The sequence below is a fragment of the Hymenobacter pini genome (genome assembly GCF_020421205.1).
Classification (GTDB): domain Bacteria; phylum Bacteroidota; class Bacteroidia; order Cytophagales; family Hymenobacteraceae; genus Hymenobacter; species Hymenobacter pini.
In genome coordinates this window covers 916,992-940,110 of the sequence record NZ_JAIZZH010000003.1, presented here as the reverse complement: position 1 = coordinate 940,110, position 23,119 = coordinate 916,992, and the positions used below count along the sequence as shown (strand labels likewise).

The 23,119-nt window shown below is 61.1% G+C and carries 19 protein-coding genes; 13 read left to right on the top strand and 6 right to left on the bottom strand.

All coding sequences use genetic code 11. The features are described 5' to 3' along the window. Positions 1-114 precede the first annotated feature (114 nt). Both LF252_RS15450 and LF252_RS15445 read left to right on the top strand, forming a co-directional pair. Entirely contained in the window at positions 115-2,988 is a 2,874-nt protein-coding gene (locus LF252_RS15450; protein WP_226270473.1) for a BamA/TamA family outer membrane protein, read from the top strand. Between the two features lie 81 nt (positions 2,989-3,069). Then, on the top strand, positions 3,070-5,577 hold the full coding sequence (locus LF252_RS15445) for a TonB-dependent receptor plug domain-containing protein (RefSeq protein ID WP_226270472.1): 2,508 nt from the start codon (positions 3,070-3,072) through the stop codon (positions 5,575-5,577). Between the two features lie 21 nt (positions 5,578-5,598). Here the strand turns inward: LF252_RS15445 and LF252_RS15440 are convergent, their stop codons facing one another. Next, entirely contained in the window at positions 5,599-6,036 is a 438-nt protein-coding gene (locus LF252_RS15440; RefSeq protein ID WP_226270471.1) for an META domain-containing protein, read from the bottom strand. Between the two features lie 409 nt (positions 6,037-6,445). Between LF252_RS15440 and LF252_RS15435 the strand changes: the two genes are divergently transcribed. From LF252_RS15435 to LF252_RS15425, 3 genes are all read left to right on the top strand, one after another. Beyond that, the gene (locus tag LF252_RS15435; RefSeq protein ID WP_226270470.1) at positions 6,446-6,862 is read left to right on the top strand and encodes a hypothetical protein; all 417 of its coding nucleotides are present in this window, start codon (positions 6,446-6,448) and stop codon (positions 6,860-6,862) included. Positions 6,863-7,054: 192 nt separating this feature from the next. Further along, entirely contained in the window at positions 7,055-7,417 is a 363-nt protein-coding gene (locus LF252_RS15430; protein WP_226270469.1) for a hypothetical protein, read from the top strand. Positions 7,418-7,498: 81 nt separating this feature from the next. Further along, a complete protein-coding gene (locus tag LF252_RS15425) occupies positions 7,499-7,948 on the top strand; it encodes a DUF2141 domain-containing protein (RefSeq protein WP_226270468.1) in 450 nt (149 codons plus the stop codon). 3 nt (positions 7,949-7,951) lie between these two features. Here the strand turns inward: LF252_RS15425 and LF252_RS15420 are convergent, their stop codons facing one another. Further along, positions 7,952-8,434, bottom strand: a complete 483-nt coding sequence (locus LF252_RS15420) for a YdeI/OmpD-associated family protein (RefSeq protein ID WP_226270467.1) — start codon at positions 8,432-8,434, stop codon at positions 7,952-7,954. Between the two features lie 78 nt (positions 8,435-8,512). Here LF252_RS15420 and LF252_RS15415 point away from each other — a divergent pair, with 78 nt between their 5' ends. Together LF252_RS15415 and LF252_RS15410 are read left to right on the top strand one after the other, a co-directional pair. Further along, on the top strand, positions 8,513-9,214 hold the full coding sequence (locus LF252_RS15415) for a DsbA family oxidoreductase (RefSeq protein WP_226270466.1): 702 nt from the start codon (positions 8,513-8,515) through the stop codon (positions 9,212-9,214). Between the two features lie 313 nt (positions 9,215-9,527). Further along, on the top strand, positions 9,528-10,127 hold the full coding sequence (locus LF252_RS15410) for a DUF4136 domain-containing protein (protein WP_226270465.1): 600 nt from the start codon (positions 9,528-9,530) through the stop codon (positions 10,125-10,127). A 293-nt stretch (positions 10,128-10,420) separates the two neighbouring features. On the opposite strand, the gene LF252_RS15405 is transcribed toward LF252_RS15410, so the two are convergent. Beyond that, positions 10,421-10,771: a hypothetical protein gene (locus tag LF252_RS15405; protein WP_226270464.1), complete on the bottom strand. Its 351-nt coding sequence runs from the start codon at positions 10,769-10,771 to the stop codon at positions 10,421-10,423. A gap of 373 nt (positions 10,772-11,144) precedes the next feature. Here LF252_RS15405 and LF252_RS15400 point away from each other — a divergent pair, with 373 nt between their 5' ends. The 5 genes from LF252_RS15400 to LF252_RS15380 all read left to right on the top strand — a co-directional run bounded on the left by LF252_RS15400 (position 11,145) and on the right by LF252_RS15380 (position 14,520). Next, positions 11,145-11,816 (top strand): GAF domain-containing protein, encoded by a 672-nt coding sequence (locus LF252_RS15400; protein WP_226270463.1) that lies wholly within the window; start codon positions 11,145-11,147, stop codon positions 11,814-11,816. Between the two features lie 105 nt (positions 11,817-11,921). Further along, positions 11,922-13,025 carry a spore photoproduct lyase family protein gene (locus LF252_RS15395; protein WP_226270462.1) on the top strand — a complete coding sequence of 368 codons (1,104 nt, stop codon included), beginning with the start codon at positions 11,922-11,924 and terminating at the stop codon, positions 13,023-13,025. Positions 13,026-13,225: 200 nt separating this feature from the next. Further along, a complete protein-coding gene (locus tag LF252_RS15390; protein WP_226270461.1) occupies positions 13,226-14,056 on the top strand; it encodes an alpha/beta fold hydrolase in 831 nt (276 codons plus the stop codon). Between the two features lie 11 nt (positions 14,057-14,067). Beyond that, a complete protein-coding gene (locus tag LF252_RS15385; protein WP_226270460.1) occupies positions 14,068-14,361 on the top strand; it encodes a hypothetical protein in 294 nt (97 codons plus the stop codon). Positions 14,362-14,379: 18 nt separating this feature from the next. Then, positions 14,380-14,520: an amidohydrolase family protein gene (locus LF252_RS15380; RefSeq protein ID WP_317197862.1), complete on the top strand. Its 141-nt coding sequence runs from the start codon at positions 14,380-14,382 to the stop codon at positions 14,518-14,520. A gap of 96 nt (positions 14,521-14,616) precedes the next feature. Here LF252_RS15380 and LF252_RS15375 read toward each other — a convergent pair whose 3' ends face one another. Together LF252_RS15375 and LF252_RS15370 are read right to left on the bottom strand one after the other, a co-directional pair. Beyond that, a complete protein-coding gene (locus LF252_RS15375; RefSeq protein WP_226270458.1) occupies positions 14,617-16,143 on the bottom strand; it encodes a tail fiber domain-containing protein in 1,527 nt (508 codons plus the stop codon). Positions 16,144-16,331: 188 nt separating this feature from the next. Beyond that, a complete protein-coding gene (locus LF252_RS15370; protein ID WP_226270457.1) occupies positions 16,332-17,042 on the bottom strand; it encodes a hypothetical protein in 711 nt (236 codons plus the stop codon). A gap of 1,009 nt (positions 17,043-18,051) precedes the next feature. Here LF252_RS15370 and LF252_RS15365 point away from each other — a divergent pair. Further along, complete coding sequence (locus LF252_RS15365) at positions 18,052-19,254, top strand: DUF6575 domain-containing protein (RefSeq protein ID WP_226270456.1); 1,203 nt, start codon at positions 18,052-18,054, stop codon at positions 19,252-19,254. 36 nt (positions 19,255-19,290) lie between these two features. Here LF252_RS15365 and mfd read toward each other — a convergent pair whose 3' ends face one another. Next, positions 19,291-22,806, bottom strand: a complete 3,516-nt coding sequence (mfd, locus tag LF252_RS15360) for a transcription-repair coupling factor (RefSeq protein WP_226270455.1) — start codon at positions 22,804-22,806, stop codon at positions 19,291-19,293. Positions 22,807-23,119: the final 313 nt, after the last annotated feature.

Genomic DNA, 23,119 nt, shown 5'->3' with positions numbered 1-23,119 from the left:
GGAAAACCGTACATACGCAGCCACTCCATGGCTGGACGCAGCCCGTTCACCAGATAAAATTGTTTTCGGGCGGGCCGGGTGGTTTCTTCGGGAAGTAGAACAATAGCTGCTCCCGTGAAATTCCCAGTTTTTACACTGTTGCCGGCCCTGGGGCTGGTCTTTTGTCCCCTAATGGGGGCGGCCCAAACCCTGCTGCCGGTGGAGCAGCAAGTGCCCGCTGCTGTACGCTGGTACGAGGTGCGCACCTCCCATTTTCGGGTGGTTTACCCCGAGGGGTTTGAGGCGCGGGCCCGCCGCACGGCGGCCCGGCTGGAGCAGGTGCACGAGCCGGGCGGGGCTTCGCTGGGGCTGGCCGGCCGGCCCATTACGGTGGTGCTGCAGGCCCGCAATACCATCGGTAACGGCTTCGTGACCCTGCTGCCCCGACATTCCGAGTTCTACACCACCTTCCCCCAGGACCCCTTCTTGCCTGGTACCCTGGATTGGCTGGATGAGCTGACCGTGCACGAGTACCGCCACGTGGTGCAGTTTGATAAAGCCCACCAGGGCATCGGGCAGCTTGGGTACTTATTTGGCGGCTACGGCGGGCTGGGCCTCACCACCTTGGGTGTGCCCGACTGGTTTGCCGAGGGCGACGCCGTGGGTACCGAAACCGCCCTGACCCGCAGCGGCCGTGGCCGGATTCCGAACTTCGACGCCTACTTCCGGGCCAACCTGCTGGCCGGGCGGCGCTACTCCTACGCTAAGGCCGTAGCCGGCTCGTTCCGGGATAATGTGCCCAACCACTACGTGCTGGGCTATTTCCTGACTACCCGCCTCAAGCGTACCGCCCCCGACCCCGGCGTGTGGGGCACCGTGCTGAACCGGTACTACCGCTTCCCGGTGTACCCGCTGTCGTTTTCCGACAAGCTACGCCGCACCACCGGCCTGCGCACCGACGACCTGTACCAGCGCACCGTGCAGGAGTTGGATAGCCTCTGGCGCGCGGAAGCCGCTGCCCGCCCCCTCACGCCCGCCACCGAGCTGCCCGTGGCCGCCACCGAAAAGGTATTTACCGAATACCAGCTCCCGCAGTACCTCGACGACAGTACCCTAGTGGCCCTGAAATCCGGCCTGGGCCACACGCCCCGGCTGGTGGCGTTGCGCCGGAACCGCCCCGAGCGGGAGCTGTGGGTGATGGGCCTGCACCATAACGCGGAGCAATTGTCGGCGGGTGGAGGTAAGATGGCCTGGCTGGAATTCCGCTACCACCCGCGCTGGCAGCAGCAAGTGTACTCTGAGCTGCGGGTGCTGGACGTAGCCACCGGGCAGGTAAGCCGGCCCGGCTGCCGCAGCCGCTACACCACCGCCGTGCTCAGCCCCGACGGCCGCCGCCTTTTGGCGGTCAGCACCGATTCCAGCTACCAACACCGCCTGCACCTGCTGGATACCGAAACCGGCCGGGAGCTGCGCACCTTCGAGAACCCGCAAAACCAGCCCTACCTGCACCCCCGCTTCGCCGCCGACGGGCGCACGGCGGCCGTGGTGCGGCTGGAAACGGCCGGCAAGCGCCTGGAACTGCTGAACACTGAAACCGGCCAGGTCCGGGTGCTGCTACCCGCCGCCAACGACAACATCAGCCAGCCCCAGCCCGGGCCCGATGTGGTGCTGTTCACCTCGCCCCGCTCGGGGCAGGAGGAGGTGTACGCCGTGCGCATCAGTACCGGCGAGGTGCGGCAGGTAACCAGCCGCCCGGTGGGCAGCTACCACCCCGCCCTCAGCCCCGACGGCCAGCGGCTGGCCTTCCACGAAATCCGGGCCCAGGGCAGCCGGGTGCTGGAAATGCCCCTGAATCCGGCCCAGTGGCTGCCTGCTCCGCCCGCCGCCCCGGCCCCCAACCGCTACGCCGACGAGCTGGCTGCCCGCGAGCCGGGGACCCGCACTGTGGGCCCCGTACTGCCTCAGGACTCGGCAGGCGGGCCCGCGCTGGTAGCCCGGCGCTACCGCCGCCTGCCCCACGCGCCCAACCTCTACGGCTGGGGCCTGGTGCAAAGCCCATCCGGCAACGGCCTCAACCTCGGCATCCGGGCCCAGGACGTGCTCAGCACTACCCAGGCCATTGCGGGCGTGGGCTACGACGGGGTGGAGCGCACCGGCCGGGTGTTTGCCGATATTAGCTACCAAGGCTTGGGGCCGGTGCTGGATGTGAGCGTGGAGCATGGTGGCCGCCGGGCTATTGGGGCGTTGCCAGTAGGTGGGGGCGGTGAGGAGACCTGGCAGTACAACCGCCTGAGCTTAGGCACGCGGGTGCCGTTGGTGCTCACCACTTCCCGCATGCTCACCTCGCTCACGGTAGGGGCCTACTACCAGCGCGAGCAGGCCCGCAACTACCCCTTCACGCAGCGCCTCATTACGGAAGTGGCCGGTCAGCCCCTCAACGTGCTGCTGGGCACCATCAGCTTTGCCCGCACTCTGCGCCAGAGCACCCGCGACGTGGCTCCGCGCTGGGGCCAGAGCGTGCTGCTGACGGTGCGGGATACTCCCTTTGGCCGGGGGCTGGAAGCCCGGCAGCTGGGGGCGCAGGGCAGCCTGTTTCTGCCGGGTATTGGCTGGCACCACGTGCTGCGGCTGCGGGCAGGCTACCAGTACCAGCAGCAGCAAGAATACCGGTTTGGGGCGGCCATTTTTTACCCCCGCAACCTGCCCTACCTCAGCGCCAACCGCCTCACCTCCTACAGCGCCGAGTACCGCCTGCCCCTGGCCGATGTGCACTGGGAGCTGGGCCGGGTGCTATACGTGCAGCGCCTGAAAGGCAATGTGTTCTACGATGGCGTGCGGGCCGCGCACCCTACATTCCGCCGCACCTACTATTCTACGGGCTTCGATGTATCGGCCGTGTTCAACCCACTGCGCTTGCGCACCCCGCTGGAAGTTGGTGTGCGCACCGTGTACGACTCCTACTACCAACGCTGGCAGCTGCAGCCGCTGGTGCTCAACGTGGGTTTTTAGAATGATGAGTGTTCTTCATCAAATGCTTATGTGAGCTCGTGCTGCTTTAGCAAGTATTATCACTGAACTATATAAATAGGGATGATTCGTAAAAATACCTGGGGCCTATTAGTGGGCGGAATTGCGTTGAGCAGCGTAGTGGCCTTCCGGCCGGCGCTGCCGGATCCGCAACGACTACTACAGCAGGTGCAGCGTTTCTACGCCGAGGCCCAGCCCGAAGTCAGCTACCTGCACCTCAACCAGGATGCCTACGCTGCCGGCGAAACCCTGTGGTTTAAGGCCTACGTGGTGGGCGCCGCAACTCACCAGCTGGATACGCTGAGCCGGGTGCTGTACGTGGATGTGGTAACGCCCCGGCGCACGGTGGCCTTCCGCCGGACTCTGCGCCTCAACCGGGGCTTGGCCGAGGGTGATATTGTGCTGCCCGATACCTTGCCAACCGGCATTTACACCATTCGGGCGTACACCAACTGGATGCGCAACTGGCCCGAAGGACTGTTCTTCACCCGGCAGGTACCCGTATGGCAGGCTGTGCCACCAGCCGCTGAGCCAGGGGCTGCCGCAGCGCCGGGGTTGCCTGCGCGTACCTCGGCGGCACGTACCACGGCAACCAAACCCGATGTGCAGTTTTTCCCGGAAGGAGGGGAGTATGTACAGGGCGCGGCGGCGGTGGTAGGAGTGAAGGCCGTGGCCGCTACCGGGCGGGGGATGTCCTTGCGCGGCACCGTGCTCGATGAGCAGAACCAGCCGGTAGTGGAATTCAGTACCCCGGCGCTGGGGATGAACTCCTTCACCTTTACACCCCAATCTGGCCACCAGTACCACGCCCGGGTTGCTTTGCCCGATGGCACCACTGCCTCGTACCCGTTGCCGGCAGCCCAGGCCAGCGGCTGGCTGCTCACGGTGCGCGACATGGGGCCGCATTTTGCCCTGTATGTGCGGCGGCCCGGGGCCACCGGCGCCGAGGCGCTGCAGGTGGTAGCCCACGTGCGCGGCACACCGGTATACGCCGGGGCTGGCGCTATTGCCCCCGGCGAAACCTTCGCCGCTACCATCCCGAAAGACCGCCTGCCGGCTGGCCTCGTGCACATTACCCTGCTGGACGAGCAAAATGTGGCTCGCGCGGAGCGGCTGGTGTTTGCGCCCGCACCAGCCACGCCCGCTGCCGAGCTACGGGCTGATAAGCCGGCTTACGGCCTTCGGCAGCCCGTGAGCGTTGAGGTAGCCGTGCACGATGCGCAGGGCCAACCGTTGGCTGCGGAAGTGTCGGTGGCAGTGGCCGCCGAAAACGGGTTGCCCACCGAAGGACAGCAGCTGACGACTGTGCAGGCCCATCTGCTCCTGACCTCGGAATTGCGCGGCTACGTGGAAAACCCGGCCGGGTATTTCCGCGACGATACGCCCGCCACCCGTCGCGCCCTCGACGACCTGCTGCTTACCCAAGGATGGAGCCGGTTTGTGTGGCAGCAGGTGTTGGCCCCCGAGCCGGTAGCCAGCACATTTGGCTTTCCGCTGGAGCGTAGTTTGTTGCTGGGTGGACAGCTGGTTCGCGCCAATGGCAAGCCCATGCCCAACGGCCAGCTCACCCTGTTGCAGCAGGGCACTACTTCCGTAAGTCAGTTTACTACCAACGAGCAGGGGTATTTCCTGCTCAACGGCTTTGATGGTGCCGATACGGTACGGACGGTGCTGCAGGCCCGCACCCCCAAAGGCGGCGACAAAGTAACCCTGCGCCTCTGGGACCGGTGGCCGGTGCCCGGCGCCGACCTGCCCGTGCAGCCCCCGCTGACTGCGCCGGCGCAAATCCAACCGCAGCTCACTACCTACGGGCAGCAAAGTCGTCGGCAGCAGGTATTGGAGCGCCATTTCCGGCCCGATACCACCAGCGGCATTGTACTGCGCAACGTAACGGTGCGGGGCCAGCGCCCTGTTCCGGAGCACGATGTGCGGGCCCTGCACTCCTCGGCTACTTACGTGGTACGTACCAAGGACGTGCCTGGGGCCGCCAGCTACAGCAACATATTCGATGTGATTCGCGGGAAGATTCCCAGCCTGCAAATCAGCGGCAGCGGGATGCGGTATGATGTGCAGTACCGGGGGCAGGTGTCACTTACCATGAGCCCCGTGCCGCTGATGCTATTGGATGGCGTACCCACCGATATAACCACGCTGCTGACTATACCCGTGCAGGATATTGACCGGGTGGAAATGCTATCCGGCAACCAAACCATAGTATATGGGGGCGGTGCCCGCACCGGTGCCCTGGCAGTATTCACGAAGCGCACGGGCGGTCCGGTCAACCCGGTGGCGTCGCCCGGTGTGGCGGCCCGCCGCCTGCCGGCCTACTACCGTGCCCGCGAGTTCTACGCCCCGCGTTACGAGACTCCGGCCCCCGCCCAGCGCCCCGACCCACGCCTGACAACGCTGTACTGGCAGCCGACTTTGCACATACCTGCTTCCGGGCAGGCCCGGTTCACTTTCTACACCGCCGATGCCGCCGGGGCCTTCCTGGCCCGCCTGGAGGGGGTGGCTGCCAACGGGGAACCAGTAACCGCGCAGGCCCGGCTGGTGGTAGAGGCCAACCGCTAAATCAAGAACGGAGTACGTGGCTTACTCGGCCGCCCGGAACACCAGCCGGGGCTCAGGATGGGTGGCATCGTACAGGGCTAGCTGCCGGTTCTCAATGGTATAGCGCGCAATGCTGGGCAGCAGCGTGAGGTACCGGGTTTCCTGGTGCTGGCTGGGGCAGGTGGCAAAGGTGCTGAACTGCGGCCCGAAGGTGAGCTGGGCGGTGCCACTCGCCAAGGTGTACTGGCCGCCATACTGGTTGCAGAAACTCTGGCCCTGGTTGGTGCCGCCCACTGAGCTCAGCGTGAGGTAGGTGGTGGGGCTGCCGGCCGGGGCCGTTAGCTTCTCACCGTCTATTTCGGTGAGCATCCACCGCTGGTCGAGCAAGTATACCGGGGCAGGTACCGGCTCATCGTCTTTGGCGCAACCAGCCAGCACCAGGGCCGCAGCAACAGCTGCAGCGGCATACATACGCGTCATAAGCTCCACAAACTAAAACCGGAAGATACCAGGAAGAGGCCACTAGCTCCGGAATGGTTGCAACCTTTGCCGCCATGGCAGACCCCGCACTGGATCCTCTGCACAGAGAAGTATCCGCCCTGCCCTCCGACGTAGGCGTGTAGCACCACCGCGTAGGTGCAGGCCATTGCTGCGCAGTAAGTGGCCCCGCTCAGGTACTGCGTGGGCTGCACAATTTTCTGCGGACTTAAGCGTAGTGAGTACTCCAAACTTGTGGTATATTTCCTTGTATATAAAGCAAGTACGTTCTATGCGTTACGACACTGGTAGCTATCCGCCGGAAATTAACAATGACCCGCTTCCCGTGGTGGCGGCGAGGCATGGAGCAACACCTGCTGTATCCCGGCACACCTCAGTTGCGGTGTTACCTGTGGGTGCTGGTAGACAGGAAATACTGTTTGATAAGCCGTTTCTGCTGCTGACCTACGATGCCCGGTTTGAGTATCTGCACGCGCAATGGCGCGGTAATATCACGTTTGCCGAGGTGCACGAGGGCGCCGAAAAAGTACTGGAGGTGATACGAACCGGCCGGTACCAGCGCCTGCTCAACGACAACACGGCCGTCTACCAGATGAGCTTAACGCCGGAGGAGCAGCGCAGCTACCAGATTATGGACCTGCTCTTTGAAGGCGGACTGCATTACCTGGCCTGGGTGTACGCCCCCGTGCCGGAAGGCCGCGCCTACGCCGAAAACTCTATTGCCGTTACCGGCTGGCCGCTTATTCTCACGTTTGAAGAGGTTGGGCCGGCCTCTGAGTGGCTCCGGCAGGTAACCCGGCAGCATTAGGCGAGCCGGCATCAGGGTTAGGCGTGGTAGGCGTAGCATTGGCCGAAAGCCCAGCACGGGCAGTATGGCCCACGCGTAAACGGACATAACCAGCTACTGCAAGCCTGGTGGTTTTGGGCTGCTGCCCGCCCCGTTATGTCTGAGATATTGCTTCATACTGAAGCTCACGGAGAAATACTATTACTGCCTCAGGTGCCCTGCCTGCTGGTGCGCTGGCACGGTTTTGCTAACAGCCAGCACCTGCGTTTGGTGTTAGATACAGCGCTGGATTTTTACCGCCGATACGCCCCGCAGTATCCGCGTCTGGGGTGGGTTTCCGACGCCCGGTACTTCGGGGCCATGCTCCCGGCCGACCAGGAGTGGGCTGCTTCTGACTGGAACCACCGGGCCTACGCGGCCGGCATCCGGCAGCTGATTTTTATCTCGCCCGAAAATATATTCGGGCAGATTGCCTTGCAGCAGTTTTCGCGGCGGTTGATGCAGAAAAACGCCCTGCAGGCTACGCACGTGGCCTCGCCGGCTGATGCCTGGGCCCGGGTGTGGGCTGCAGCGTAGCAGCCTGGTCTAGGCCGCGGCTGAATGATTTTGCAGAAGGCCGTGTTGGCAGGTCATCGTTTCACCAGCCTGCTTTCTGCCATGCACGTATTCCGTCGTTTTTGCTGCTCGGCCGGGGTGACGTTGACCCTCCTGCTCCCGCACCTGAGCCACGCTGCTCAACCCAATGCCTCCGTTACGGTGGTGGTGTCGGCGCTGGCCTCCAGTACCTCAGCCGTAAAGCTATACTTCTACAATGTGCGCGAGAAGTTTTTGACTAAGGGCGGTTACGCGTTTATGCGGGTGGTAAAACCCGGTGGTCAGCGGCAGGTGAGCCTGCCCGTGGAGCTACCCGCCGGCGAGTGGGCCGTGGCCATTACCCAGGACGTGAACAACAACGACAAGCTGGATAAAAACCTGATGGGTATTCCCACCGAGCCGTTCGCCTTTTCCAACAACGTGCGGCCCCGGCTGGCTCCCCCGGCATTTGATGACTGCAAGTTTACCGTAGCTGGTGCGGCGGCCACCGTGAATATCAGCCTCACCAAGTAAGGCCTAGCTTTTGCGAAATGGGTGCCCTCCCCGGGCTAGCCGCTCGGTAATTTCTACGGCCCGGCGCATGCGGGTTTCGGCCTGCTTGGCCGTGTGTACGTGCTGGGCCACGGCCCGGCGCATGCTGCCGGAGAGCTGCTGAAACTGCTCCTCAGCTTCGGGCCACGCCTCCAGCGCCTCCGCCAGCTCATCCGGAATATCCACCCGGTCCGGTTCCGGGTCGGGTGCCAGTGCCAGCGTTACGCGCTGGCCCAGCTGCACACCAATGCGCTGGCACAGCTCCTTGTTCACCATCAGATAGCGGCCACCCCCGGTAAGCGGCAACAGGCCCAGCCGCACGGAGTGGCCATTGAGCGTGCCCGTTACCCGGCGCACCTGCCGGCCGCCCAGGGCTTCCAGCATCACAGGGGGCACCACCAGTATTTGCGTGGGCATAAAGCTGGGGCCGCCGGCTTCCAGGGTGGCGTTAAAGTGGCAGGCAGTCATGGGTTGATAAGGCTGGGGTAAACTTTTTGCTGACGAACGGGCTTATAGCGGTTTCAACCGCCACAACGCCCACGCAGCATGAAAATAGAAATCTGGTCGGACATCCTATGTCCGTTTTGCTACATCGGGAAGCGCCGCCTGGAGAAGGCCCTGGCTTCCTTCGACCACGCCCAGGACGTAGAAATCCACTGGCGCAGCTTCGAGCTGGACCCTCAGGCCAACCCCACGCCCGGCGAAAGCCAGTACGCCCGCCTGGCCCATAAATATGGCCAGTCGGAAGCCTGGGCCCGGCAAATGAGCGCCAACATGGCGCAGATGGCCGCCGAAGAAGGCTTGGCGTTTGACTTCGACCACGTAGTGCCGGCTAACTCCCTGCGGGCCCACCGGCTGGTACACTTGGCTGCCCGGCACGGCCAGCAGGATGCGGCCAAGGAACGCCTGTTTAAAGCGTACCTGGAAGAAGGCCTGGACATTAATGATGGGGCAACGCTGGTGCGCCTGGCCGCTGAACTGGGCCTGCCCGCCGCCGAGGTAGAGCAGCTGCTGGCCTCCAGCCAGTTTGAGCAGGAAGTGCGCTACGATGAGTACCAGGCGCAGCAGCTGAATATCCGCGGGGTACCCTACTTCGTGTTCGAGGATAAATACGCCGTATCGGGCGCGCAGCCCACCGAGCTATTCCGTGAGGTACTGGAAAAAGTTTGGGCCGAAGGTCGTCCGCAGCCAGTGCAGCTGGCCGGCTCCGAGGGGGCCGCCTGCGGCCTCGACGGGGGAGCTTGCTAAACTGCGTAAACCGGCGTCGCCTAAGCACCAGGACTGTTTCCACTCCGGAAGCAGCCCTGGTGCTTGTTGCCGGTTACCCAAATGTTGATGAAGGCTGGTTACGGGAAAGGTAGTGGACGGAGTGCAGGCAACGTGCCGTTGAGGGCTTAGAGCAGGGCTGGGTTTGCACTATGCTGGGCCGGTTCCATAGTCTGCCGAAGCACAACGGGGGCAGCGTGCAGGGTTTTGGCTATGTGGGAGTGGGCCGCAACTAGCCGCAGTTCAAGCTAGTATAGCCGGTAACACCCCTTCACTTGACTTAGCCTTTTCTTCTATGAAAACTACTCTTGCATCATTCCTGCTGCTGGTATTGCTACTAACGGGCTGCTCAGCCCCGGTGGCCGTGCAGCAAAAGCCCGGTGTTGATTTTAGCCAGTACCGCACTTACGACTGGGCCAAAACCGAAGTAAAGTCCGCTGACTCCAGGAACCCCATCTACCAAAGCTCCCTCAACGACCAGCAAATTCAGGACGCCATCAACGGCGAAATGGCCAAGCGGGGCATCCGGATGGTGCAGGGTACTGCCAAGCCGGATTTCTACCTCACCTACCACCTCTACATTGAGGAAGCCGAGCGCACGGTGGCCAACCCCCCGGCTGCCGGCTATGCTTTCCCCTACGCTTTTTCGTACCGTGGGGCTTACCTGCCCATCAACTACGGCTACTGGTACACCACGCCCTACTACAACACCGGCTACCGCACCGAAACTTACCAAGAAGGCACCATGATTCTGGATATGGTGGACTCGCGCAGCAACAACCTGGTGTGGCGCGGCTCCGTGGCCGATGCCGTGAACAATCCGGCCCGTCTGGGTAGCGAGTTTGCCAAATCGGCCAAGGATATCCTGGATAAGTTTCCGGTTGAAAAGCAGTGAGCAGCTAACACACGCCGAAAAAGGTCGTATCTGGCATGATACGGCCTTTTTTGTGTCGAATGAGGCAGTGCTAACGGGTAGCTGATTTGAATACTGTCAAGGCAGGCTGCCGGTGCGTACTTGGATGTTTGACAGCGTAATAATGTTTGGTTGGAAGACGATAAAGCAGTTTTTCCCAGCACCAGAAGAACCAAAGTAGCAAAGTGAAACGCCCCGGCGCAGCTACCCCGTAGCTGCCAGCTATAAAAAAGGCTGCCTACTGTGTAGGCAGCCTTTCAGGCAAATGAGGTGCTCTAGTAAGTAGAGCCGTTGGTAGAAGTGGTTTTTTTACCGTTGGTGCTCCGGGACTTTTGCATGGTCTTGTCTCGATTACCAGTGCGGTTGTTGCCGTTGGTGCGGTTCATCCGGGTTGAGTTAGTGCCTTGTCCGCTCATGGTGCCCTGGCGGTTAGTGCTACCCTGCATGGTCCCCGAAGATGAGTTACCCATCGTGCCCTGCGTCTGGGTAGAGGTAGAAGACTGGGGCGTGGTAGTGCTAGTGCCGGAGCTAGTGCCCGTACCGCCCGAGGTAGTGGGTGTAGTTTGAGCAGAAGCTACTGAAATGCCGAGCAGGAGCGCGGCGGCGGAAGCAAAAAGCGTTTTCATAGTGTGACGGCGTGAGAGGTGAATGCAGGAAAAAAACAAAATTTACAGGCTTCTATACGCTCTGGTTTTATGGGTGGCTAACAGCCGGCAGAGAAAGCCGAAATTATGAATGTGTTACGCAGGAGCTTATGTCATGGAAAGGCAGTTGCTGCGTAGACCTACTGTTTAGATTAGCGTGGTAGGCGAGGTGAAATTGAAATAGTATTATTTGCTGTGCCGTTTTGTGACAGTCTGGCGGCCTGCAAAAACTGCTGGTGGTATGACATCCAAGGCAGGTATTCTTTTTCCTGGTTGAGCTTCCTGGGAGCAGGTTCCTGCTGTATGTTTGTAAGGATGGCTCGTGCGGCCTGCCAGTACCAACTGCTGTACCTGAATGCTTATCGATGACCATAGCCGTTTGGAGGTGCTCGACTCGTACGACATCCTGTATTCGGCCCAGGAAAAGCTGTTCGACGACTTGGTGGCGCTGGCGGCCTACATCTTCAGCGTGCCGGTGGCGCGCATTGCCTTCGTGGCGGAGCAGCAAGTGTGGCACAAAGCCAGCGTAGGCCTAGATGCCCAGCAGGTACTGCCCCTTGAGCAAAGCCTGTGCCCCCGCGCTATTACGGCCCCTCAGCCGGTGCTGGTGTACAACCACCTGCTGCCCACCGATGCCTACAACACGGAGGCAATGCGGCAGCTGAAGGTACAGTTTTACGCCGGTGCGCCCATACGTACCCAGCAGGGGCAGTGCCTGGGTACCATTTGCCTGGCCGACTACGAGCCCCGGGAATTTACGGAAGCCGAGCAGCAGCTTTTGCTGCAACTCGCCGACCTGGTGATGCTGGCTCTGGAAGCCCGCCGCCAGGTACTGGGCAGTGCCGATGCCGCTGGCTGGGAGCAGTTGCGCCGCGAAGCCGAAGAAGCCTTGCACAACCAGATGGCCGTGGTGCGCTACCTCAAAGCCCGCAGTGCCGGGCAGGTGCCTGTGCCCGATGAGCTGCTGGAACCCATTGCCAAGCGCCTGCAGGAAGTGGCCGATGTGCTGCGGATTTTGCCGGAGTAGCCCGGGAATGTTGAGGCCGGTTTGTTAAGGTGAAAAGCGGCTTTTTAGTCGTAAAGAATTAGTTTCCGGGGAGCTATCCGGGCGGGGTGGGTGTTATACCTGACTATGTCGCAAACCCAGCTGTTTCCCTCGCTTGCTATTCTGGAACCCACGCCCGCCGTGCGCACCCACGCCGCCAAACTGTGGCTACCCAAGCGGGTGGTATTCACGCCCGATGCCCTCGATCAGCCCTTCGGCCAGCAGATGCTGGAGCGGGTAACGGCCCAGGGGCTGGAGGTGGAGCTGCTGAAATCCAACCGCATCACCGGTCTGCGCGGGGCCGACGACCGGGAAACCTACCGCCGGGCCAAAAGCACCCTGGCCGTGGTATGCGCTCCACCCAGTGCCCTGCGCCTGCAGCACACGCCCCCTTCCGCCGACTGGCAGATGAACCTGGCCGAAGGCTGCCCCGCCCACTGCCAGTACTGCTACCTGGCCGGCAGCCTCAGCGGTCCGCCCGTGGTAAAGGCCTTTGCCAACCTGCCCCAATTGCTCCGGAACACCCAGCAGTACGAGCAGGCCGGCCGCGTCACGTCCTTTGAGGTAAGCTGCTACACCGATGTGCTGGGCATTGAGCACCTCACCGGCTCCCTGGCCGAGTGCATCCGGTACTACGGGGAGCGAGAAGGCGCGCACCTGCGCTTCGTGAGCAAGTACAATCACGTGGACACACTGATGGACTTGCCTCACCACGGCCGTACCCGGGCCCGCTTCAGCCTCAACGCCGAGCCCCTGGTGCGCCAGCTGGAAGGCGGTACCGCCTCCGTGGAAGCCCGGCTGCAGGCGTTGCGGCAGTTGGCGTTACCCCGAGAGCAGGGTGGGGGCGGCTACCCGGTGGGCGTGGTGTTAGCCCCCATTATGCCGTTTCCCGGTTGGCAGGAAGCCTACCGTCAGTTGCTGGATAGGCTGGCCGCCACCCTCGACTTTCCCTGCGACCTGACGCTGGAGTGCATTACCCACCGGTTTACGCCCGGCTCCAAGCAGGTGCTGCTGGGCTGGTACCCCAACACCTCCCTGGACTTAGCTGAGGAAACCCGGGCGGTGAAGCGCAACAAGTTTGGGGGCACCAAATACGTGTACCAGCCCGCCGATATGCGTCAGCTCCGCGCGTTCTTTCAGCAGGAGTGGGCCGCGCGCTTCCCCCAGGCCCCGCTGCTGTACTGGACGTAGCGAGGCCACTGCCCGCTAATCAGCAGCCAGCCTCCCGTATGGGCAGGTGCCCATTCAGGATAAAAAGCAGTGAGTGTACAGAATCCGGTTCAAACGTGGCTGTCCGGCAAAGGATCCGCGTACTACCACATCGAAGCCTGTGCCTGCTGGTGAAGCCGACGGGGACCAGGCCATGGTTCAACTGTTTGGTATACGCACCTATGGAACTGCATCATATTCGGCGCGGCAGCGGACGGCCGTTGCTGCTTATTCACGGCATTGGGGGCAGCTGGCGCTCCTGGAACCCTATTCTGAAGGAGCTGGCGGCCCACCGTGAGGTACTGGCCGTAGACCTGCCCGGCCACGGCCAGACGCCCCCGCTACCCGGCCCCAACGGCTTCTACGAGCTGGCCGACGCCCTTACCACCTGGCTGCAGGCCCGGCAGCTCACCGGCATCGACTGCGTGGGCTCCTCCATGGGGGCGCGGCTGGTGCTGGAGCTGGCCCGGCGCGGGGTGGTGGGTGCCGTGGTATCCCTGGACCCCGGCGGGTTCTGGCAGGGGTGGCAGGTGCCGTTCTTCTACTACTCGGTAGCCGGCTCGGTGCGGCTGCTGCGGGCCCTGGAACCGGCCCTGCCCGCCCTCACCGGCCACGCGCTACCCCGCACACTGCTGCTGGCCCAGTTTTCGGCCCGGCCCTGGCGCATCCCCGCCGAGGTGGCCCTCACCGAGCTGCGCACCTTCGCCCTCACACCCGTATTCGACGAGCTGCTGCGCAACCTGGCCTACGGACCCCGGCAGCAGGGTGCTCCGCGGGGTAGCCTCCGGCACCCGCTGGTAATCGGCTGGGGCCGGCAAGACCGGGTGTGCTTCCCCAGCCAGGCCCGCCGCGCCACCGCCGCCTTCCCCGATGCCGCCCTCTACTGGTTCGACCACTGCGGCCATTTTCCGCACTGGGACCAGCCCGCCGAAACCGTGCAGCTCATCCTGTCCGTTACCAGCCAGCAAGCCAAGGCCCCAGCCACGGCACCGCAGGCCACGGCAGCTAACTGACTACATCATCTATGACCAAAAAGCCAGTTTCTCTCCTGCGCGAAGGAGGGGAGCTGGCTTTTTGGTTAGAACCCCATGCACTGCACCAAGCCGCAGCTGTTTCAGCAGCGCTGGGCCGGAGCATGCAGCCGCTCACGTCACTGCTCACGGCCGGGGGGCCGGTGGCCCTGGGCTCCGATAGGCCCCTGAATCCGTTTCTGAACAGTATGATGGCCAGCCTCACGCCGGCTCAGCCCCAGAAGGCCATTACCCGGGAGCAGGCGGTGCAGGCCTACACCTACGGCTCGGCCTTCACCGAATTTTAGGAAGCCAACAAGAGCCGGATTGCGGTGGGTCAGCTGGCCGATGTGGTGGTCCTGTCGCAGGATATCTTCTCGGTGCCGCCCCCGGCGCTGCCCCGCACCACCAGCCTCCTGACGCTCATTAGCGGGCAGGTGGTGTATGATGCGAAGGCGTTGAAGTAGTTCGGTTGCGGTTCGGCCTTTAACCCGTTGCGCCCAGCCTTTTCAATGAGAAAGGCCGGGCGCAACGGGTTAGCGTAGGCTGCTGGCGGACTGGCGTTAGCGCTGGGCCTGGGCCCCGAGCAGGGCTTCGAGGCGGCGCAGGCGTTCCTCCAGGGCGGCCGTGGAAGCCGTAGCGGCCTTTTCGGGCTCGGCGGCTGGGCGGGTGCTGAGCTGCAGTAGCTGCGCCTGTAGCCGGGCGTTTTCCTGCTTGAGTTCCAGCACCTGGCGGTAGAGGGCCTGGATGGCAATCAGGTTCACCCCGTCGAAGTCGGCTTGGTTGATGGTGGAGTCGTTGCCGATGGTGCCGAGGGCGTCGTGGCCGAAGGCGTGGTAGAAATCCTGGGCCATGGGGCCGTAGTGGCGCATGGTGCGCGGGTCCTGGCCGCGGTAGTTCCAGGAGCCCAGACGCAGGCGGTTGATGCGCTCCAGAAACTGGTTGCCATCGGCCAGGCGTACCAGCTCCTTTTTGGTCGAGTCGGAGGTAATCTGCCAGGAGTTGCTGCCCGCGTTCAGGACCACCCCGATGCTCATGGCCGCGTTGGAGTAGAGGCGGTAGCCGCCGGCGTAGCGGGCCGAAAACTGGTTGTTGGCCGAGGCCCGCAGCGTGTCGTTGACGGAGGCGTCGCCGATGGTGAAGGTTCCGAACTTATCACCGGCCGAGGCGTAGCGGCCCATGGCAATGGCATTATCGGCGTCGGCGGTGCACCGCTCGCCCAGGGCGAAGGTGGCGCGGCCCCGGGCCAGGGCGTTGATGCCCGTGGCCAGGCTGTAGCTGCCCTTCACGCGGCAGAGGTTGCCGAACACGGCCGAGGCACTGGAGGTTTGATCCACAAAGCTGTTGGCGCCAACGGTTACGGAGTAGCTGCCCCGGTTGGTGTTGTTGTAGCCACTGGCCAGGCCGTAGTTGCCGCTTAGCAGGTTGTTGTAGCCGAAGGCGGCCGAGTAGAAGCCCAGGCTGCCGTTGTCCCACTGGGTGCCATCGACGCCGCCGGCCCGGAAGGCCCCGTAGTATGACAGCCACATCAGCCGGTCGCCCTGGCCCGAGATGAGCGGGGTGGGGGAGCCGTAGCCAATGGTGGTGCGCACCAGCAGGCCGGCGTCGGCATCATCGAGGCGGAGGCCGGCGCCGTTGTCGTAGGTGTTCAGGGGGCGAATATTGGTGCGCAGGCGGACCAGGCCGTTGGCGTCGATGGTGAGGCCATTGGTGCCGGGCGCGGCGGCCGTACCGCCCACGATGCGCTGGTTGTTAAGCACCAGGTTGCGACCGAGGACGTGGTTGCCGAGGTTGTCGCCGGCGCGGGCTTTGTCGGGGATAAACACCCAGCTGCCGCCGGTGGCGTACCAGAAACCCTGGCGGCCGTCGGTCTGGAACACCATCAGCCCGTCGGGGGGAGTAGGAATGGCGGCGCGGGCGGCGGAGTCCATGCGGGGAATGAGCAGGCCCTTGCCAGTGGCCGAAACGTCGAGGATGGCGGCGGCATCGGGGGTGCCGGCCGCGCCGATGCGGACCCCGCCGGGCGTAGTTTGGGCCAGGGCAGTGGACGTGAGCAGCAGGCCGGACAGGAGGGCGTAGAATGTTTTCAAGGCGAGCCGGTTAGGAAAGGATAGACAAGCAAAAATACCCTAACTCTTTGACATATAGCTGTCCGGTGGTTCAATAAAACCTTGAGGATGTACTACGGGCTTTGCGGGTACTATCAAAAAAAGCGTCCGGCCTCCCGCAGGGGAAGCCGGACGCGGCTAGTGCACTAGGATAGTGTGGTAGTGGTGGCCTAGCTGGGCGTGGGGGCCGGGGTAGGGAAGGGGACGGTGGGGGCTTGCTCGGGGCGGGCGGCGGTGTTGATGACGTTGCGGGCCGACTGGTAGGCGGTGAAGAAGCGGGGCTCGGGGCGCTGGTAGCGCACGAGGTACTTATCGAGGCGGTTGCGGAGTAGGGCGGAGGCGGCGCGCAGGTCGGCGGCGAGGGCCTGGGTGCTGGCTTTGCCGTCGGCGGTGGCGAGGCGGGGGGCGGCTTGCTCCTGCTGGAAGGCGGCGAGGGCGGCGGCCAGCTCGGTGAGCTCCTGCTTGCTCACGCCCTGCTCCTGGAGGGCGGTGAGGTGGGTGGTGGCCTGGGTGTGGATGTTCTTGGCGATGCGGGCCAGGTCGTTGTCGGGGGCGCGGCGGAGCTGGCGCTCGGTGTAGTCGGCGTCGGTGTGGAGGCGGATGTCCTGCTGCTCGTCGGCGTAGGCGAGCAGGGCGGCGGCTACTTCGGCGGCACGCTGGGCCAGGTGCAGCTTGGTGGCCTGCTTCACGGCCCCGGCACTGCGGGCGGCACCGGCGCGCTGCTGGGTTTCGGCGGTGGGGTCCAGGTCCTGGACGAGGGCGGCCAATTCGGCGCGGGCGGCGCTGAGGGCTTTGTTGGTGGCATAGAGCTCGGCGTGCTGGTCGAGGACGGCGAGGGTGGCCTGCATCATGGTGAGGCGGGCGCGTTGCTTATCAGTCATAAAAGCATAAAGGTTAAGTACCTGGGGAAGATAGGCGGTGGCGGGCAGCATCCGCTAAGCTGGACCGTACTTTATTTCGGCAGGGGTGGCAACGGCTGCTGCCGGCGTGGCAAGCGACCCTGCCCTGGTGGCAACGCCTGCTGCCCTCGTGACAAGCGCCTCTGCCCACGTGGCAAGACCTGCTGCCCTGGTGACAAGGCCCGCTGACGAGGTGGCAACGCCTGCTGCCCACGTGACAAGAGCCGCTGACCAGGTGACAACGCCCACCGGCGGGGTGACAAGCCGTACTGACCGGGTGACAAGGGATAGTGACGGGGGCGCAACGCCCGCCGCCGCAGAGGCTTCAGCCCCCAACTGGCGCGAGCTTGTAGCGCGTGCCTGCCCTTGACGTGAGGCGGTGCCTCACCCGATAGGCCGAGATGGCACAACCCCAGTTTGCCGCGTTGCGGCAGATGAGGAGCAACCTCATCATAGGTAGGCACAAGCGTGTAGCTTGCGTCAGTTAGAATAAGCTAAAAATAACTGACAAACTTTCGCCAAAAAATGGATATTGCGCTCCTTTTCTACATTACAATGTGAATTGAATATATCTGATTTATGGCTTGGCCTACAAATTTTCCGAACAACTGCCCGCCTACAGAAGCTACTGAGCCAGATATGCCGGTCTTCAGGTTTGTCAGAAACGACCCTCCAGTACCAGGCGATTTTCAAAGCTATAGGGAAGAAGGCAAAAGCATAAGTGGACCTATGGAATGCCAAAGCTGTGGTGTCTCCGTATATACAGAATCAGACGATATACTAGAAGCTCAAAAGCTAATCCCAGGCATGAAAAAGCGGATGATTGCTGTAGGACATTTACAAAATGCGCATGGAGCTATCATGTCAACGCCTAGTGTTTCCTTTCCTGGTTGCGGACATTCACATCACACATGGTGGAAGTTGCTAGGGTTGATTCCGCCTGCTAACGAGTTTAAGGTAGTGTTCAGAAAGCTTACTTAATTAAGAGGTGATGAACACACTGCCAAAAGACTCTTTGCTAGGAAATCTATCGTTGATAGAGGTCTTTCACTACTATGATGGTCCTAAGTTATTCTCATGCAAGAATAACGGAGGGCAGATTTATTTTGTATTATGGCTTGGAGATGAAGAACTCGATTATAGGTATGATAGATGGATGTATGTGCCTGTGAGTGTAACTAGAATTCAGCATATAAAATCAGGTCAAATTGATTTAAGAAGTGCATGTATAAATCCAGAAGATGGATTTATTTGGATAGTAAATATTCCTTTTGACTCCAGTTTAGAATCTAATTTGGAGTTTAGAAGACCAGAGTTAGTTGCAGATGAGGATTTTCCGGAAAAAGGCGCTAAATTAAATATCAAAGTTGATACAATAGAGCCTATTGAGGAATTAAGTGATTATTCGAAGCATGTTTTTGTTGATGTTCTCGATATAGCACTTGAAGAAGAAGATACTAAATCTAGCCAGGTAAGTTCTAGAGCCCTTGGACAGACCCTAATAAATATTCAGGATTGTGTTGATTATATATACTCTCATAAAAGAGGTTATAAATCGTACAAAATACCTAGTCATGTATTAGAAAAATCTAGAATGCAGACAGTAGATGCATTTCCTTCTTCGTTTGGACTAAGGCTCGAAGCACACAAAGCATCTGTTGATTTGTTTGGGCAAAGCGAGTTACAAAATAGTATTAATATATTATTTAAAATAATATCAGCAGGAGATAATATAGATAACTTGCTCTATGCTTTAAGTAATTTGAATTCTTTTGTTGTGTCCAAATACTTGTCATTTACTAGGTCTTTGGCAAAAAATCATGTAAGCTTCAAGGCTAGCTGGGCAAGTCCTAATAATATTAAAACAAGTTCAGTTTCTATAACATGGAAGCAGGCTTACCTTGTAACGGAGATACTGTCAGATGCTTTGGAAAACTTTGTAGATGTAATTTATATTGAAAACGGAAGTCTGTTAGCTATAGATGTTGATAAGGGTAGTTTTAAAATTAAAGATGGCTCTAATAATGAGAAGTATGAAGGGAAAATTGATAAAGGAATTATAGAATATGCCAAAGAAGTATCAGCAAAGGTGCCTGGTGCATATGAGGCAGTAATTGAAAGATATAATAAAATTAGGCCTGGTGATAAAAAGATAGTGGAAATATATAATCTTAAAAGCTTGAAAGAAAAATAGAAAAGGCGGCAAATATTTGCCGCCTTTTCTATTTTTCTACACCCCCACCGTTTCCTCACTGCCCAACTCGCTCAGGATGCGCTTGGCGGCTTGGACGTTCTTCACGTCTTCAATACTGAGGATGAGCTGTTCCTTGCGCTCCTTCATGGAGGCGGAGCGGGGGTGGGTCTGCACGTAGCTGAGGATGTTGCCGAAGGTGTCGCTCTGGAAGTACCGCTCGTTGTTGGCGGCCGGGATGAAGCCTTTCAGCAGGTTCTTCTTCAGCGTCAGCTTCTCGAAGCCCACCTGGCAGGCCTGCCAGCGCAGGCGCACAATGTCGGCCAGCTGCTCCACCTCCTGGGGTAGCGGCCCGAAGCGGTCCACCATGCCGGTGAGCACCTTGCGCAGCTCCTCGGGGCCTTTGGCGCGGTCCAGCTTGCTGTACAGCTGCAGGCGCTCCGATACGCTGCTCACGTACTGGTCGGGGATGAGGATTTGCAGGTCCGTTTCGATGTTGCATTCCTTGGGGCGGCCGGTGCCGGCGGCTTCCTGTAGGCGCTGGGTAGGGTCGCCGAGGAACAGGTCGCGGAACTCGGTTTCCTTGAGCTCCTGCACGGCCTCGTCCAGAATCTGGTGGTAGGTTTCAAAGCCCAGGTCGTTGATAAAGCCCGACTGCTCCCCGCCCAGCAGGTTGCCCGCCCCCCGGATGTCCAGGTCGCGCATGGCTACGTTGAAGCCCGCGCCCAGGTCCGAGAATTCCTCCAGGGTGCTCAGGCGCTTGCGGGCGTCGGAGGGCAGGCCGGCCACCGGGGGCGTGAGCAGCAGGCAGTAGGCCTTTTTGTTGGAGCGGCCTACCCGGCCCCGCATCTGGTGCAGGTCGCTGAGGCCGTGCATGTGGGCGCGGTTGATGATGATGGTGTTGGCGTTGGGAATATCTAGGCCGCTTTCGATGAGGGTGGTGGCCACCAGCACGTCGTAGTCGCCATCCACGAACTTCATCATGCGCTTTTCCAGCAGGTCGCCGTCCATCTGCCCGTGCACGTAGGTCACGCGGGCATCGGGCACGAGGCGCAGAATCATGCTGGCCTGCTCCTCGATGTCCTTCACGCGGTTGTGCACGAAAAACACCTGCCCGCCCCGCTTCAGCTCCCGGGAAATAGCATCCCGAATCAGTAGCTCATCAAACACGTGCAGCTCCGTTTGCACCGGCTGGCGGTTGGGCGGGGGCGTGGCAATGACTGACAGGTCGCGGGCTCCCATGAGCGAGAAGTGCAGGGTGCGCGGAATGGGCGTGGCCGAGAGGGTAAGCGTGTCCACGTTCACCTTCAGCTCCTTGAGCTTGTCCTTGGTTTTCACCCCGAACTTCTGCTCCTCGTCAATAATCAGCAAGCCCAGGTCCTTGAAGCTCACGTCCTTGTTGGTGAGGCGGTGGGTGCCGATGAGGATATCGGTTTTGCCGTCGGCCACCCGGCCCAGCGTTTCCTTGATTTGCTTGGTGGTTTTGAAGCGGTTCACGTACTCCACCGTCACGGGCAAATCGGCCAGCCGCTCCCGGAAGGTTTTGTAGTGCTGCATGGCCAGGATGGTGGTGGGCACCAGAATGGCTACCTGCTTGCCATCGGCCACGGCCTTAAACGCGGCCCGGATGGCTACCTCGGTTTTACCGAAGCCCACGTCCCCGCACACCAGGCGGTCCATGGGGTGGGGCACTTCCATGTCGCGCTTCACGTCTTCGGTGGCCTTGGCCTGGTCGGGGGTGTCCTCGTAGATAAAGCTCGATTCCAGCTCGGCCTGCATAAAGGAGTCGTGGGCGAAGGCGTGGCCGGGCGCGGTTTTGCGCTTGGCGTACAGCCGAATCAGCTCGGCCGCAATGTCCTTCACCTTTTTCTTGACGGACTTCTTCTTGTTTTCCCACTCCGGGGAGCCCAGCTTGCTCATGGTGGGCGGCGTGCCCTCGCTGCCGCTGTACTTGGCAATCTTGTGCAGGGCGTGGATGCTCACCGTCAGCACGTCGTCGTCGCGGTACACCAGCCGGATGGCCTCCTGCACTCGGTCGTTGATTTCTACCTGCGTCAGGCCCGCAAACCGCGCAATGCCGTAGTCCTGGTGCACCACGTAGTCGCCGGGCACCAGGGTGCGCAGCTCCTTGAGCGTAAGGGCCTTTTTCTTGCTGAATTTGCGGGTTTCCTGGGCCCGGTAGTAGCGTTCAAACAACTGGTGGTCGGTGTAGACGATGAGCTTGAGCGTTTCGTCAATGAACCCCTCGCGCAAGCCCAGCAGCAGGTGCTGAAACTGCACGTTGTTGTCCAGCTCGTCGAAGATGGTGCGCAGCCGGTCGGCCTGGCGCACCTGCTCGGCGGCAATGATGTTGGTGTAGCCCTTCTTCTGGTTGTCGTGCAGGTTCTTCACAATGCGGTTGAAGTCCTTGCCGAAGCTGGGCTGGGGCTTGGCGCTGAACTGGAACTCCTCCGCGCCCGCCTTGTAGTGAAACCGTTTGCCGAACTCCACCACCGCAAACCCGTCCAGCAGCTTCTTCAGTGACTTCCCCGACTCAAACAAATCGTCAGGCTTGCTCACCACCTGCGTACCGCCCGAAGCGGCCAGCAACTCCTTGAAGCCGTGCTCGGCCTTGTCGAAGTACTCGTCCACCACGTCCAGGGTCTGGCGGACGTCCTTGGCCCAGATGGCCGTGTTCTGCGGAATGAAGTCCAGAAACGCCTCCCGCGTCTCCTGCAGCAGCTTGGTTTGCACGTTCGGGATGATGCTCACCTGCTGCCGCTTCTCCACCGATAACTGGCTCTCCGGGTCAAACGTCCGGATGGTCTCTACCTCATCCCCAAACAGCTCGATGCGGTAGGGCAGCTCGTTGGCGTAGCTGAAAATGTCCACGATGCCCCCGCGCACGGCAAACTGCCCGGCCTCATACACAAAGTCGCTCCGCTCGAAGTCGTACTCCGCCAGCATGTCGCTCACGAAGTTCACGTCCAGCTTGTCGCCCACTTTCACCAGAAAGGTGTTGGCCACCAGACTTTTCTTGTTGATTACCTTCTCAAACAGCGCCTCCGGATACGTGACGATGAGCGCCCCGGCCGTTTCCTTCACGCTGGCTTTGCCGCCCTTTTTGCCTTTAGCCGCCTCGTCGCCCTCAGCTTCGGCGGGCACATCAGCGGCTTTGGGGCCGCGGTGGGTGTTGAGCTTGTTGAGCACCTCGGCCCGCATCAGCACGTTGGCGTTTTCCGTCTCATCGAAGGAGTAGGGCCGCTTGTAGGAAGTTGGGAACAGCAGGGGCTCCTCGTCGGGCACCAAGTGCTGCAAATCGGCCAGGAAGTAGCCGGCCTCCTCCCGGTCGTGGAGCACGAACAGGTGGTGCTGGTCCGGGAACTCCCGGTGCAGGGCGGCGGCCAGCACGGCATCCTGGGAGCCGATGAGCCCGCGCAAATGCAGGCGCACGGGCGCGTCAGCGGCTTTAGCTTCGGCGCGCAGGGTGTTGCGGGTGGCCGGGTTCAGGCGGGCGCCCACGGCCAGCATGGTGGGGTCGAGGGCGTAGAGCTTAAGGAAATCAGAAACCTTCAAAACGAGGGGCGGCTAGGAGAGGAGGCAAAGGTAGAAGCCCGACCAAATGAACATCCGGTCGGGCAATGCGGGTGGCAACGCTGCAAACTACAGCTAAAACTAGTTCCCCTCCTCAGATGAGGAGGGGTTGGGGGTGGTTGATAACGGCAGAACGAGCTACTACTTCTGGCTTTTAGTTCTGGTTGTGCAACCACACCCAACCCCTCTTCAACTGAGGAGGGAAGCTAGCTGCTAGTTTATAAAGCAGAAGCGCGTTAATCAATACCACACCCACGCCTCGAAAGTTTCCAACACTTTTCGGCGTTACTGCCGT

Bases quoted from the DNA above. Each gene is read 5' to 3' on its own strand.
- LF252_RS15395 (WP_226270462.1), top strand. From the start codon at position 11,922: ATGTCGCAAACCCAGCTGTTTCCCTCGCTTGCTATTCTGGAACCCACG.
- LF252_RS15370 (WP_226270457.1), bottom strand. From the start codon at position 17,042: ATGACTGATAAGCAACGCGCCCGCCTCACCATGATGCAGGCCACCCTC.
- LF252_RS15405 (WP_226270464.1), bottom strand. From the start codon at position 10,771: ATGAAAACGCTTTTTGCTTCCGCCGCCGCGCTCCTGCTCGGCATTTCA.
- LF252_RS15420 (WP_226270467.1), bottom strand. From the start codon at position 8,434: ATGACTGCCTGCCACTTTAACGCCACCCTGGAAGCCGGCGGCCCCAGC.
- LF252_RS15415 (WP_226270466.1), top strand. From the start codon at position 8,513: ATGAAAATAGAAATCTGGTCGGACATCCTATGTCCGTTTTGCTACATC.
- LF252_RS15365 (WP_226270456.1), top strand. From the start codon at position 18,052: ATGAACACACTGCCAAAAGACTCTTTGCTAGGAAATCTATCGTTGATA.
- LF252_RS15400 (WP_226270463.1), top strand. From the start codon at position 11,145: ATGCTTATCGATGACCATAGCCGTTTGGAGGTGCTCGACTCGTACGAC.
- LF252_RS15390 (WP_226270461.1), top strand. From the start codon at position 13,226: ATGGAACTGCATCATATTCGGCGCGGCAGCGGACGGCCGTTGCTGCTT.
- LF252_RS15440 (WP_226270471.1), bottom strand. From the start codon at position 6,036: ATGACGCGTATGTATGCCGCTGCAGCTGTTGCTGCGGCCCTGGTGCTG.
- LF252_RS15385 (WP_226270460.1), top strand. From the start codon at position 14,068: ATGACCAAAAAGCCAGTTTCTCTCCTGCGCGAAGGAGGGGAGCTGGCT.
- LF252_RS15410 (WP_226270465.1), top strand. From the start codon at position 9,528: ATGAAAACTACTCTTGCATCATTCCTGCTGCTGGTATTGCTACTAACG.
- LF252_RS15425 (WP_226270468.1), top strand. From the start codon at position 7,499: ATGCACGTATTCCGTCGTTTTTGCTGCTCGGCCGGGGTGACGTTGACC.
- LF252_RS15445 (WP_226270472.1), top strand. From the start codon at position 3,070: ATGATTCGTAAAAATACCTGGGGCCTATTAGTGGGCGGAATTGCGTTG.